Source organism: Streptomyces sp. NPDC014676 (assembly GCF_043084105.1).
GTDB lineage: Bacteria > Actinomycetota > Actinomycetes > Streptomycetales > Streptomycetaceae > Streptomyces.
This window is the reverse complement of sequence record NZ_JBIBZI010000034.1, coordinates 1-14,368: the sequence shown is the minus strand read 5'-3', so window position 1 is coordinate 14,368 and position 14,368 is coordinate 1. Positions and strand designations below refer to the sequence as shown.

2 protein-coding genes are annotated in these 14,368 nt (G+C 75.7%); both read right to left on the bottom strand.

The window, feature by feature from the left end:
• A partial coding sequence (locus ACF1DX_RS38660; RefSeq protein ID WP_391795824.1) for a type I polyketide synthase occupies nucleotides 1-5,070 on the bottom strand: 5,070 nt, incomplete at its 3' end.
• A gap of 21 nt (nucleotides 5,071-5,091) precedes the next feature.
• On the bottom strand, nucleotides 5,092-14,368 hold a 9,277-nt coding region (locus ACF1DX_RS38655; RefSeq protein WP_391795823.1), incomplete at its 5' end, for an SDR family NAD(P)-dependent oxidoreductase.

Below are 14,368 nucleotides of genomic sequence, written 5' to 3'. Positions count from 1 at the left end.
GCCCAGACCCTCCAACCGCCGCACCAGACCGGCCACCGCCACCGAACCACCCGCAACCGACCGCCGCACCCGCAACCGGACCAGACCACGCAGCATGGGGTGGATGTCGCCCTGTTCCCGCAGGGCGGGGAGGTCGAGGCGCACGGGCAGAACGACGGGTTCACCGGTGTCGAGTGCCGCGTCGAAGAGGGCCGCGCCCTGCTCGGGGGTGAGTTCCGGCATGCCGGCGCGGGCGATGCGGTGGACATCGGTGTCGGAGAGCGTGCCGATCATGCCGGCGTCCTGGGTCCACGGACCCCACGCGAGGGACGTGGCGGGCAGACCGAGCGAGCGGCGGTACCGGGCCAGGGCGTCGAGGAACGTGTTGCCCGCCGCGTAGTTGGCCTGGCCGGGGCCGCCGAGGATGCCCGACATGGAGGAGAAGAGCACGAAGGCGGTGAGGTCGAGGTCCTTGGTCGCCTCGTGCAGGTGCCAGGCAGCGTCCACCTTCGGACGCAGCACCCCTGCCAGCCGCTCCCCCGTCAGCGACTCCACCACACCGTCGTCCAGCACACCCGCCGCGTGCACCACCGCCCGCACCGGATACCGGCCCACCAGAGCAGCCACCGCAGCCCCGTCGGCCACATCACAGGCCTCCACCGACACCCGAGCACCCAGCCCGGACAACTCGCCGACCAAAGTGTCCACACCCTCGGCGACCGCACCACGACGACTCACCAGCAGCAAATCACGCACACCGTGCTCGACCACCAGATGCCGAGCCACGATCCGGCCCAAGCCGCCCGTGCCACCCGTCACCAAAACCGTGCCCCCGGCCACATCCCAGACTGACGCAGCCGAAGCGCTCCGCCCGGAGGACACGCGCGCCAGACGAGGCACCAGCACCTCACCCCCACGCACCGCGACCTCGGCCTCGGCCTCACCCACGGCCAGGGCGGCCTCCAGCAGCTCAGCCGACAGCACCACCGTCGGCTCGACGTCCAGCAGACCGAACCGCCCCGGATACTCCGAGACAGCCGACCTCACCAGACCCCACACGCCGGATCCGGCCAGGTCACCGCCTTCAAGCACTCCCCGCGTCACGAACACCAGACGCGACTGCGCGCACCGCTGCTCCGCCAGCCACGCCCGCACCAGCTCCAGCGCCCATGCGGCCGCACCGTGCACGGAGTCCACCGCGCCGGTCTTCTGCGAGCCGGGGTGCGGTACGACGGCGAACACCGTGGCCGGCACATCGCCGTTCTCCATCAGCGCGTCGAAGTCGGCATGGCGGGGCCCGGTCAGGGCGGCGAGGAGGTCGTCGGTGGTGCCGAGGACGGCCGTGGAAGGGGTGTCCCCGGCATCACCGGTCGTCTCGGGAGCGGTGACCGGGGTCCAGGCCACGTGGAACAGGGCGTCCCGGGTCGTGGTGTCGACGGCGGTGCCGGAGGCGACAGCGCGCAGCACCAGGTTCTCGATGGTGGCGACCGGCGCTCCGGTGGGGTCGGCGACGGCGACGGACGCGGACTCGTCACCGGTCCGGGTCAGGCGGACGCGGACGGCCCGGGCGCCGGTGGCGTGCAGGGTGACGCCTTCCCAGGAGAACGGGACGACTCCCCGCGCGAGTCCGCCGAGGGCGGAGATCTGCACGGACGCGTCGAGCAGCGCCGGGTGCAGGCCGAAGCCGGCCGCGTCGCGCTCGGCGGAGTCGGGGAGGGCGACCTCGGCGAACACGTCGTCGCCCCGGCGCCAGGCGGCGCGCAGGCCCTGGAAGAGGGGGCCGTACTCGTATCCGCCCTCGGCCATGCGCCCGTAGAGGCCCGTCAGGTCGACGGGCTCGGCGTCGGCGGGCGGCCAGACGGCGGTGTCGAAAGCGGCGGTGTCGAAAGCGGGAGCCGTACCCGGGGCGAGGACGCCGGTGGCGTGTTCGGTCCAGGGCCGGTCGTCCTCGCCTTCCGGCCGGGAGCGGGCGGTGAGGACCCTGCGGCCCGCGGTGTCGGCCGGGCCGACCTGGAGGTGCAGTTGGACTCCGCCCTGCTCGGGGAGGACGAGGGGGGCGGCCAGGGTGAGTTCCTCGACGCGGTCGCAGCCGACCTCGTCCCCGGCCCGCACCGCGAGTTCGACGAAGGCGGTGCCGGGCAGCAGGACGTTGCCCATGACCACGTGTTCGCCCAGCCACGGGTGGGTGCGCAGGGAGAGGCGGGTGGTGAGGAGGAGTCCGTCGGAGTCGGAGAACTCGACGGCCGCGCTGAGCAGGGGGTGGCCGGCGGAACGCAGGCCGGCGGACTCGACGTCCCCGGAGGACGCGTCGGGTGTGGGCCAGTAGCGCTGGTGCTGGAAGGGGTAGGTGGGGAGGTCGGTGAGCCGGGCACCGGTTCCGGCGAAGTACGCGGCCCAGTCGACCGTCTGGCCGTGTGCCGCGAGTCGTGCGAGGGCGGTGAGGGCCGTGGTCTCCTCGTCGCGGTCCTTGCGCAGCAGCGGGATCAGGTGCGCCTCGCCGCCGGCACTCTCGCGGGCCATGCCGCTCAGCACACCGTCCGGGCCCAGCTCCACGAACCGCGTGACACCCTCACCGGCCAGGGCACGAACTCCGTCGGCGAAACGCACGACCTCACGGACATGGGTCACCCAGTAGGCGGGCGTGATGAGTTCACCGGGTGCGGCGATGCGGCCGGTCACGTTGGAGACGACGGGAAGCAGCGGGTCGGCGTAGGACAACCCCTCGGCGACCGTGCGGAATTCCTCCAGCATCGGTTCCATCAGCGGTGAGTGGAAGGCGTGCGACACCCGCAGCCGGGACGTACGACGACCCAGCCCGCGGAACACCTCCGCCACCGCCTCCACAGCGGCCTCCGCACCCGAAACCACCACCGAAGACGGGCCGTTGACGGCCGCGACCGACACCTCACCCGTCAGATGGGGCAGCACCTCGGCCTCCGTCGCCTCGACGGCGACCATCGCGCCACCGGCGGGCAGCGCCTGCATCAGCCGGCCACGAGCGGCCACCAGCGCACACGCGTCAGCCAGGGAGAACACACCCGCCACATGCGCGGCCGCCACCTCACCGATCGAATGCCCGGCCACGAACTCCGGCCGCACACCCCACGACTCCACCAGCCGGAACAACGCCACCTCAACCGCGAACAGCCCGGCCTGGGTATACGCGGTCCCGTTCAGCGCCTCCTCGTCGTCACCCCACACGACCTCGCGCAGCGGCCGGTCCAGGTGCTCGTCCAGCCCCGCGCACACCGCGTCGAACGCCTCCGCGAACACCGGGAAACGAGCGTGCAGTTCACGGCCCATACCGAGCCGCTGCGACCCCTGACCCGAGAACAGGAAGGCGGTCGAGCCGCCCTGCGCGGTGCCTTCGAGGACGGCGGGGTGGGGTGCGGCGGCGGCGAGGGCGGTGAGGGCCTGGGCGGTGCTGTCGGGGTCGGTGGCGAGGACCACCGCGCGGTGCGGGAGCGGGGCGCGGCTGGTCGCCAGGGAGAGGGCGATGTCGGCGTGCCGGGGGCCGGTGGCCGAGGCGTTGACGTGTGCGAGGAGGCGTTCGGCCTGGGCGCGCAGCGCGGCCTCGGAGCGGGCGGACAGCAGCCACGGGGTCACGGCGGGGTCGACGGCCGGGATCTCCGTGCCCGTGCCGTCGGATGCCTCCGCCTCCTCGAGGAGGGGGGCCTGTTCCAGCAGGACGTGGGCGTTGGTGCCACTGATGCCGAAGGCGGAGACGCCGGCGCGGCGGGGGTGTTCGGCGGTGGGCCAGTCGGTGGCCTCGGTGAGGAGTTCGACGGCGCCGGCGGTCCAGTCGACGTGGGTGGTGGGCGTGTCGACGTGCAGGATGGCGGGCAGCACGCCGTGGCGCATCGCCATGACCATCTTGATGACGCCCGCGACGCCGGCCGCCGCCTGGGCGTGGCCGATGTTCGACTTGACGGCGCCGAGCAGCAGCGGCCGGTCGGCGGGCCGGCCCCGGCCGTAGGTGGCGAGGAGGGCCTGGGCCTCGATGGGGTCGCCGAGGGTGGTTCCGGTGCCGTGGGCCTCGACGGCGTCGATCTGGTCGGGGGTGAGGCGGGCGTCGGCGAGGGCGGCCTCGATGACGCGGCGCTGGGAGGGGCCGTTGGGGGCGGTGAGGCGGCTGCTGGCGCCGTCCTGGTTGACGGCGGTGCCGCGGATGACGGCGAGGACCTGGTGGCCGTTGCGGCGGGCGTCGGAGAGCCGTTCGACGAGGAGGACGCCGACGCCCTCGCCCCAGGCAGTGCCGTCGGCGGCTTCGGCGAAGGGCTTGCAGCGTCCGTCGGGGGCGAGGCCGCGCTGGCGGGAGAACTCGGTGAAGAGTTCGGTGGTCGGCATCATGGCGACGCCGCCGGCCAGGGCGAGGGAGCATTCGCCGGCGCGCAGGGCGCGGGTGGCGAGGTGGAGGGCGACGAGGGAGGAGGAGCAGGCGGTGTCGACGGTGACGGCCGGGCCCTCCAGGCCGAGGGTGTAGGAGATGCGGCCGGACAGGACGCTCATGGCGCCGCCGGTGAGGTTGTGGCCCTCGGTCTCCTCGGTGGTGCGGGCGAGGGAGCCGTAGTTGGTGTCGGCGCCGCCGACGAAGACGCCGGTGTCGGTGTTGCGGAGGGAGGCGGGGCTGATGCGGGCGCGTTCGACGGCCTCCCAGGCGGTCTCCAGCAGGAGTCGCTGCTGGGGGTCCATGGCGAGGGCTTCGCGGGGAGCGATGCCGAAGAGGTCGGCGTCGAAGTCGGCGGCGCCGTCGAGGAAGCCGCCCTCGCGGACGTAGCTCTTGCCGGGGGTGCCCGGGTCGGGGTCGTAGAGGGAGTCGAGGTCCCAGCCGCGGTCCTCGGGCAGCGGGCCGACGGCGTCGGTGCCGTCGGCGACGAGCCGCCACAGGTCCTCCGGGGAGCGGACGCCGCCGGGGAAGCGGCAGGCCATGCCGATGACGGCGATCGGCTCGCTCTGGCCGGCCTCGACGGACTCCAGCCGCTGACGGGTGCGACGCAGGTCTGCGGTGACCTTCTTGAGGTAGTCGCGGAGCTTGTCTTCGGAGCTTGCCATGGGGGTGGAATCCTCTGGTTCTGGCTGGAGGGACGCGATGGCCGGGCCGGGCGGGGGGGGTCAGGCGAGGCCGAGTTCGTTGTCGATCAGGTCGAACATCTCGTCGTCCGTGGTGGTGTCGAGGTCGGTGTCGTCGCGCTCGCCGGTGGTCTCCGTGGCGGCGTCGAGCTTCCACTGGAGGGCCTGGAGGCGCTTGGCCAGGCGGGCCCGGTCCTGGTCGTCGAGTTCGGTGCCGTTCACGGCGGCCTCGAGGTCGGCCAGTTCGGCGAAGACGGGCTGGTCCGCGTCGTCGGATCCGGCGGGGCCGGTGCCGAGTTCGTCCCGCAGGTGGCGGACGAGGGCGGCCGGGTCCGGGTGGTCGAAGATGAGGGTGGTGGGCAGGGTCAGGCCCGTCTCCGCGTTGAGGCGGTTGCGGAGTTCGACCGCGGTCAGGGAGGACATGCCGAGGTCGAGGAAGCCGCGCCCGGAGTCCAGTGCCTCGGCGGAGGCGTGGCCGAGGACGGCGGCGACGTGGCCGAGGACGGTGCGGTGCAGCAGGGCCTGCTGCTGGGGGCCGCTGAGGGCGGCGAGCCTGCGGCGGAAGTCCTGCGGTCCGTCCGTGGTCGCGGTGTCGGCGGCGCGGCGGGCGGCGGGCCGGGCGAGGGCCCGCAGCAGCGGGGGCACCTGGTCGGCGCGCAGGGCGCGCGGGTCGAGCCGTACGGGCACCAGATGGGCGGTGTCCAGGGCGGTGGCCGCGTCGAGCAGGCCGAGGCCCTGGTCGGCGGTGAGGGGGCGGATGCCGGCCCGGTCCAGCCGTGCGAGGTCGGCCTCGTCGAGGGCGCCGGTGAGGTCGCTGCGGTCGCCCCAGAAGCCCCAGGCGAGGGAGACGGCGGTGAGGCCGCGGGCGCGCCGGTGCTGGGCGAGGGCGTCGAGGAAGGCGTTGGCGGCGGCGTAGTTGGCCTGGCCGGGGCCGCCCGCGAGGCCCGCGTAGGAGGAGAACAGCACGAACGCGGAGAGCTTGGTGTCGCGGGTGAGTTCGTGCAGGTTCCAGGCGGCGTCGGCCTTGGGCCGCAGGACGTGGTCGAGGCGTTCGGGGGTGAGGGTGTCGAGGAGGCCGTCGTCGAGGACGCCGGCCGCGTGCACCACGGCGGTCAGGGGGTGTTCGGCGGGTACGGCGGCGAGGGTCGCGGCGAGCTGGTCGCGGTCGGCGGCGTCGCAGGCGGCGACGGTCACCTGGGCGCCGAGGGCGGTGAGTTCGTCGCGCAGCTCGGCGGCGCCGGGGGCGTCGGGGCCGCGGCGGCCGGTGAGCAGCAGGTGGCGTACGCCGTGCCGGGTGACGAGGTGGCGGGCGACGAGGGTGCCGAGGACGCCGGTGCCGCCGGTGACGAGGACGGTGCCGGTCGCTGTGTCGTCGCCCCACGGGGTGCTGTCCGCCGGCGTGGTGCCGTCGCGGTCGGCGCGGACCAGGCGGGGCACGGTGACGGTGCCGGAGCGTACGGCGAACTGGTGCTCGCCGGTGCGGCCGGCGGCGGCGACGGCGATCAGGGCGGTGGCCGACGGGTCGGCGTGGTCCGTGCCGTCGGCCGCGCTGTCGGTGGCCGGATCGAGGTCGGCGAGGAGGAAGCGGCCGGGGTGTTCGGTCTGGGCGGAGCGCAGCAGCCCCCAGACGGTGGCGTCGGCGAGGGCCGGGACGCTGTCGTCCGGTCCGGTGGCGAGGGCGCCCTCGGTCACCACGAGGAGCCGGGTGGCCGTGTGGCGCGGGTCGCTCAGCCAGGTGGTGGCCAGGTGCAGTGCCCGGTGGGCGGAGGTGTGGGCGGCGGTCACCACGTCCTGGGCGGTGGGGCCGGTTTCGTGGGTGTGGGGGACGACGACCACGGCCGGCTGTTCGGTGTCGCCGCTGTCGAGGGCGGCGGTGAGGTCGTCGAGGCCGGCGTGGGTGTGGACGGTGGCGCCGGCGTTCCGCAGTGCGGTGGTGAGGCGTGCGTGTCCGCCGAGGACGACCCAGGGGCCGGTGAGGTCGGCCGGGTCGGTGTCGCCGGTCCACGGGGTCCACTCGACGCGGTGCAGGGCGTCGGGGGCGGTGGCGGCCGGGAGCCGGTCGGGGGTGGCCGGGCGGGTGGCGGCGGTGGCGGTGAGGACGGGGGCTCCGGTGCCGTCGTGGGCGTGGACCGTCCAGGTGTCGCCGTCGCCGGTCAGCCGCAGGCGCAGCCGGGTGGCGCCGGTGGCGTACGTGGTGACGTCCTGCCAGTTGTGCGGCAGTGCGGGTGCGGTGGCGTGCTCGGGGGTGGCGGCCAGGGCGAGGGCCGTCTGGAGCAGCGCCGGGTGGAGGCGGAACCGGCCGGCCTCGGCGCGGGCGTCCTCGGGGAGTTCCACGTCGGCGAGGAGGTCGGTGCCGTGCCGCCACACCGCGCGCAGGGTGCGGAATGCGGTGCCGGTGTCCAGGCCGCTGCCGTCGAGGCGGTCGTGCGCCCGGTCGGGGTCGGCGGGGCGGGCGCCGGCGGGCGGCCAGGTGTCGGGGCCGGCCGGGGCGGGCGCCGGGTCGCCGGCGGTGAGGGTGCCGGTGGCGTTCAGGGTCCAGGGCACGTCGGTGCCGTCCGCGTCGGGGACGCGGGAGTGGACGGTGAGGGTGCGCCGGTCCGGGTCGTCGCCGGTGCCCTCGGGGGCGGAGACGGTGATCTGGAGGTCGACGCGGCCCCGTTCGGGGACGGTGACCGGGGTGTGTTCGTCGAGGGTGGTGACGGTCGGGCTGCCGGTCTCGTCGCCGGCCCGTACCGCCCAGTCGAGCAGGGCGGTGGCGGGGACGACGGCGGTGCCGTGCACGCGGTGGGCGTCCAGCCAGGGCTGGGCGGTCAGCGACAGTCCGCCACCGAGGACGGCGCCGCCGTCGGCGAGCCGTACGACCGTGTCGAGTCCGGTCGGGTCCGCCTGGGCGCCGGTCGCCTCCAGCCAGTACCGCTCGCGCTGGAAGGCGTAGGTGGGCAGGTCCACGGGGCGGCCGTGGGCGACGGCGGGCCGCCAGTCGACGGGGACGCCGGCGACGTGGGCGGCGGCCAGCGCGGTCAGCACCCGGTCGGTGCCGCCGTCGTCGCGGCGCAGGGAGCCGAGGGCGACCGCGTCGGCGCCGGCGGCGGTGACGGTGTCCTCGATGCCGGCGGTGAGCACCGGGTGGGGGCTGCACTCGACGAACACGTCGTGGCCCTGGTCGAGGAGGGCGCGCAGGGACTCCTCCAGGCGGACGGTGCCGCGCAGGTTGCGGTGCCAGTAGGGGGCGTCGAGGGCGGTGCCGGGCAGCCAGTCGGCGGTGACGGTGGAGAAGAACGGGATGTCGCCGTCGCGGGGTTCGATGCCGTCCAGGGCGGCGGGGAGGCTCTCGGCGAGCCGGTCGACGTACGCGGAGTGGGAGGCGTAGTCGACGGGGATGCGGCGGGCGCGCACGTTCCGCTCCGCGCAGGCGGCGAGGAGCGTGTCGAGGCCGTCGGTGTCGCCGGAGACCACCACGGAGGAGGGGCCGTTGACGGCGGCGACCGACACGCCGGGCAGGTCGGCGACGAGCGCGGCGACCTCGTCGTGCGGGGCGGTGACGGCCGCCATGCCGCCGTGGCCGGAGAGTTCGCGGGCGATGGCGAGGCTGCGCACGGCGACGATCCGCGCGGCGTCCTCGAGGGAGAGGGCGCCGCTGACGGCGGCGGCGGCGATCTCGCCCTGGGAGTGGCCGAGGACGGCGGCGGGCTTGAGGCCGTGGGCGCGCCACACCTCGGCGAGCGCGACCATCACCGCCCACAGGGCGGGCTGGGCGACGTCGACCCGGTCGAGGGAGGGCGCGCCGTCGGCGGCGCGCAGTACGTCGGTGAGGGACCAGTCGACGTACGGGGCGAGGGCGTCGGCGCAGGCGGCGATCCGTGCGGCGAACACCGGTGAGGCGTCGAGGAGTTCGGCACCCATGCCGGCCCACTGGGAGCCCTGGCCGGGGAAGACGAGGACGGCCCTGCGGTCGCGGCCGGCACCCCGGCCGCCGCTGGTCACGGCGGGCGAGGGGGTTCCGTCGGCGAGGGCGGCGAGGCCGGCGCGGAAGTCGCCCGTGGTGGTGGCGACGACGACGGCCCGCTTCTCCAGGGTGGCCCGGCGGGTCACGAGGGACAGGGCGACGTCGGCGGGCGCGAGGCCGGGGTGCGCGTCGAGGTGGGCGAGCAGGGCGCGGGCCTGGCCGCGCAGGGCGGCGTCGCTGCGGGCGGACAGGATCCAGGGCAGCGGGCGGTCGGCACGGGCCTGCGGCGCGTCGTCGGCGCCGCCGTCCGTCTCGTCCGCGGACTCGGGTTCGGCCGGGGCCTGTTCGAGGATGACGTGGGCGTTGGTGCCGCTGATGCCGAAGGAGGACACGGCGGCGCGCAGGGGGCGGGGGGTGGCCGGTTCGGGCCATTCGGTGGCCTCGGCGAGGACGCTGACGGCGCCGGCGGACCAGTCGACGTGCGGGGTGGGCGCGTCGACGTGCAGGCTCTTGGGCAGCAGACCGTGCCGCAGGGCGAGGACCATCTTCATGACGCCGGCCACGCCCGCGGCGGCCTGGGTGTGGCCGATGTTCGACTTGACGGAGCCGAGCAGCAGCGGCCGTCCGGGGTCGCGGTCCTGGCCGTAGGTGGCGAGGAGGGCCTGCGCCTCGATGGGGTCGCCGAGGCGGGTGCCGGTGCCGTGCGCCTCGACGGCGTCGACCTCGGCGGCGCCGACGCCCGCGTCGGCGAGGGCCTGGCGGATGACGCGCTGCTGGGCGGGTCCGTTGGGGGCGGTGAGGCCGTTGGAGGCGCCGTCCTGGTTGACGGCGGAGCCGCGGATGACGGCGAGGACCTGGTGGCCGTTGCGGCGGGCGTCGGAGAGCCGCTCGACGAGGATCAGGCCGACGCCCTCCGAGAAGCCGGTGCCGTCGGCGGCGGCGGCGAACGGCTTGCAGCGGCCGTCGGCGGCCAGGCCGCGCTGGCGGGAGAAGTCGACGATGATCTCCGGCGAGGACATCACGGTGACGCCGCCGGCCAGGGCCATGGTGCACTCGCCGCGGCGCAGCGCCTGGAGCGCCATGTGCAGGGCGACGAGGGAGGAGGAGCAGGCGGTGTCGACGGTGACGGCCGGGCCCTCCAGGCCGAGGGTGTAGGCGACGCGGCCGGAGACGATGCTGTTGGCGTTGCCGTTGTTGACGTAGCCGGCGATCTCGTCGGGGACGTGGGTGACGCGCTTGAGGTAGTCGCTGGAGGAGAGGCCGGCGAAGACGCCGGTGCGGCTGCCGCGCACCGACCGGGGGTCGATGCCGGCGCGTTCGAACGTCTCCCAGGCGGTCTCCAGCAGGAGCCGCTGCTGCGGGTCCATGGCGAGGGCCTCGCGCGGGGAGATCCCGAAGAAGTCGGCGTCGAAGTCGGCGGCGTCGTGCAGGAAGCCGCCCTCGCGGGTGCGGGAGGTGACCTGGTCGCCGGGCAGGGCGTCGTAGAGGCCGTCGAGGTCCCAGCCGCGGTCGCCGGGGAACTCGGCGATGACGTCGGCGCCGTCGGCGAGGAGCCGCCACAGGTCCTCCGGGGAGCGCACCCCGCCGGGGAGGCGGCAGGCCATGCCGACGATCGCGAACGGCTCGTCCCCTCCGGTGGCGGCCGGGAGGGGTGCCGGGGCGGCGGGCGCGGTCGCGGGCTCGCCGCCGGAGAGTTCGCCGTCGAGGTGGGCGGCGAGTTCGGCGAGGGTCGGGTGGTCGAAGACGAGGGTGGCGGGCAGTCGCAGCGCGGTGGCGGCGTTGAGCCGGTTGCGCAGTTCGACGGCGGTCAGCGAGTCGAAGCCGAGGTCGCGGAAGGCGCGGCCGCCGTGCAACTGGTCGGGGTCGGTGTGGCCGAGGACGGCGGCGGCGTGGGTGGCGACGAGGTCGCGCAGCAGGGTGAGCCGGTCGTCGGCGGACAGGCCGGCCAGGCGCAGCCGCAGTCCGTCGGTGCCGCCCGCGGCGCCCGCTTCCGCGGTGCGGCGGACCGGGCCCCGGTACAGGGCGCGCAGCAGGTGCGGGATCTCGCCGTCGCCGGTGCGCAGCCGTCCGGTGTCGAGGCGGACGGGTACCAGGTGCGGGCGCTGTTCGGCGAGCGCGGCGTCGAACAGGGCCATGCCGTCGGCCGCGGACAGCGGCAGGACGCCGGAGCGGCGGACGCGGGCGAGGTCGGTGTCGTCGAGGTGGCCGGTCATGGCGCTGGCGTCGGCCCACAGGCCCCAGGACAGGGAGGTGGTGGGCAGGCCGTCGGCGCGACGGCGGTGGGCGAGGGCGTCGAGGTAGGTGTTGGCGGCGGCGTAGTTGGCCTGTCCGGCGTTGCCGAAGACGCCGGCGCCGGCGGAGAAGAGCACCAGGTCCGCGAGGTCGAGGTCGCGGGTGAGGCGGTGCAGGTGGCGGGCGGCGTCGGCCTTGGGGGCGAGGACGGTGCGCAGCCGGTCGGGGGTGAGGTGTTCGAGGGCTCCGTCGTCGAGGGCGCCGGCCGCGTGCACCACGGCGGTGAGCGGGTGTGCGGCGGGTACGGCGGCGAGGGTCGCGGCGAGCTGTTCGGCGTCGGCGGCGTCGCAGGCGGCGACGGTCACCTGGGCGCCGAGGGCGGTGAGTTCGTCGCGCAGCTCGGCGGCGCCGGGGGCGTCGGGGCCGCGGCGGCCGGTGAGCAGCAGGTGGCGCATGCCGTGCCGGGTGACGAGGTGGCGGGCGAGGATCCCACCGATGGTGCCGGTGCCGCCGGTGATCAGGACGGTGCCGTCGGGGTTCCAGGCGCGCGGCACGGTGAGGACGATCTTGCCGTAGTGCTTGGCCTGCGCCATGTGGCGGAAGGCGTCGCGGGCGTGGTGCACGTCCCAGGTGACGGTGGGCAGCGGGCGCAGGGAGCCGTCGGCGAAGAGCCGGGTGAGGTCGGCGAACATCTCCCGGATGCGGTCCTCGCCGGCCTCGCGCAGTTCGTACGCCTGGTAGAGGGCGACTCCGGGGTGGTCGAGGGTGACCTGGCCGGGGTCGCGGACGTCGGTCTTGCCCATTTCGACGAGGCGTCCGCCGGGGGCGAGCAGGCGCAGCGAGGCGTCGACGAAGTCGCCGGCCAGCGAGTTCAGTACGACGTCCACGCCGCGTCCGCCGCTGGTGGCGCGGAAGCGGTCCTCGAAGTCGAGGGTGCGGGAGGAGGCCAGGTGGTCGTCGGCCCAGCCCTCGGCGCGCAGCAGGCGCCGCTTGTGGTCGCCGGCGGTGCCGTAGACCTCGGCGCCCCAGTGGCGGGCGAGCTGGGCGGCGGCCATGCCAACGCCGCCGGCGGCGGCGTGGACGAGGACGGACTCGCCGGCGGTGAGGCCGGCGAGGTCGCGCAGGCCGTAGTAGGCGGTGAGGAAGGCGACGGGGACGGACGCGGCCTGGGTGAAGGTCCAGCCGTCGGGCACGGGGGCGACCATGCGGGCGTCGGCGACGGCGTGGGTGCCGAAGCCGCCGGTGACCAGGCCCATCACACGGTCGCCGGGGGCGAGGCCGGTGACGCCGGGGCCGGTGGCGGTGACGACGCCGGCGGCTTCGGCGCCGAGGAGGACGGCGAGGCCGGGGTACATGCCGAGGGTGTTGAGGACGTCGCGGAAGTTGAGTCCGGCGGCCCGTACCTCGATGAGGACGTGCCCGGGGGCGGGCTCGTCGGTGATCTCGGGGCAGGGCACCAGTTCCAGCTGGTCGACGGAGCCCTTCACCGGGATGTCGAGGCGCCAGGCGTCGGCGCCGTCGGGCGCGGTCAGGGCGTCGGCGGTGCGGGGGCGGGTCAGCCGGGGCACGTGGGCGGTGCCCTGGCGCAGGGCGAGCTGCGGTTCACCGGTGGCGAGCGCGGCGGGCAGGGCCTGCCAGGAGTCCTCGTGGACGTCGAGGTCGGCGAGGACGAGGCGGCCGGGGTGCTGGGACTGCGCGGAGCGCACCAGGCCCCAGACGGCGGCGCCGGGCAGGTCGTGCGCGGGGTCGCCGGACCCGGTGGCGACGGCGCCCCGGGTGACCACGACGAGCGGGACGTCCGCGGTGCGGTCGTCGGCGAGCCAGTCGTTGACGGTGGTCAGGACCTCGCCGAGGACGGTGTCCGGGGCGGCCGGGGCGTCGTCGCCGGGTGCGGCCGCCACGTTCTGTCCGGCGAACAGCAGGACGGTACCGGGCAGCCGGCCGGTGGTGGTGTCGAGCGCGGTGAGGTCGGCGAGGGCCGGCAGCGGGGTGCCGGTGCCGTCGGGGGCGGTGACGGGGGTGTCCGGGGTACCGAGGACGGCCCAGCCGGTCGCGTCGGCGGGGGTGGCGGCGGGCGTGAGGGGGGTCCAGTCGAGGTGGAACAGCCAGTCGCGGGCGACCCGTGCGGACGGGTCGAGGGTCTCGGCGGCCACCTCGCGGACGGCCAGCGCGTCGATGACGGCGACGGGCGCGCCGCTCGGGTCGGTCAGGTGGACGGTGACGGTGTCCTCGCCGGCCGGGGAGATCCGTACGCGCAGCGCGGTGGCGCCGGTGGCGTACAGGGAGACGCCGGACCAGGCGAAGGGGACGACGGTGCGGTCGTCGCCGCCGGGGGCGAGTCCGGCGGCGTGCAGGGCGGCGTCGAGGAGGGCGGGGTGGATGCCGAACCGGGCGGCGTCGCCGCGTACCTGGTCGGGCAGGACGACCTCGGCGAAGACGTCGTCGCCGCGCCGCCAGGTGGCGCGGACGCCCTGGAAGACGGGGCCGTACTCGTAGCCGCGGCCGGCGAGCAGGTCGTAGAAGCCGTCGGCGGCCAGGGCGGTGGCGCGGGGCGGCGGCCAGGCGGTGAAGTCCTCGGGCCGCGCCACGGCGGGGGCGCCCGGTTCGGCGAGGGTGCCCTGGGCGCGCAGGGTCCACAGGTCCTCGGTGTCGCCGTCGGGTCCGGTGGCCCGGGTGTGGACGGTGACGGGGCGGCGGCCGGAGTCGTCGGCGTCGCCGATGCCGATCTGGACCTGGACCTCGCCGCGTTCCTGGAGGACGACGGGGGCCTGGAGGGTCAGTTCGTCGACGCTGCCGACACCGAGGACGTCACCGGCGCGGATGACGGACTCGACGAGGGCGGTGCCGGGGACGATGACGGTGCCGGAGACGGCGTGGTCGGCGAGCCAGGGCTGGCTGCGCAGGGACCAGCGGGCGGTGGCGACGAGTCCGTCGCCGCCGGCGAGTTCGACCGAGGCGCCGAGCAGAGGGTGGTCGGGGGACTCCAGTCCGGCGGAGGTGACGTCGCCGGAGGCGTCGGCGAAGCGGGGCCAGTAGTGCTGCCGCTGGAAGGGGTAGGTGGGGAGGTCGACGCGGCGGGGGCGGGTGCCGGCGTAGAAGGCGTCCCAGTCGACGTCGGCGCCGTACGCCCACGCCTCACCG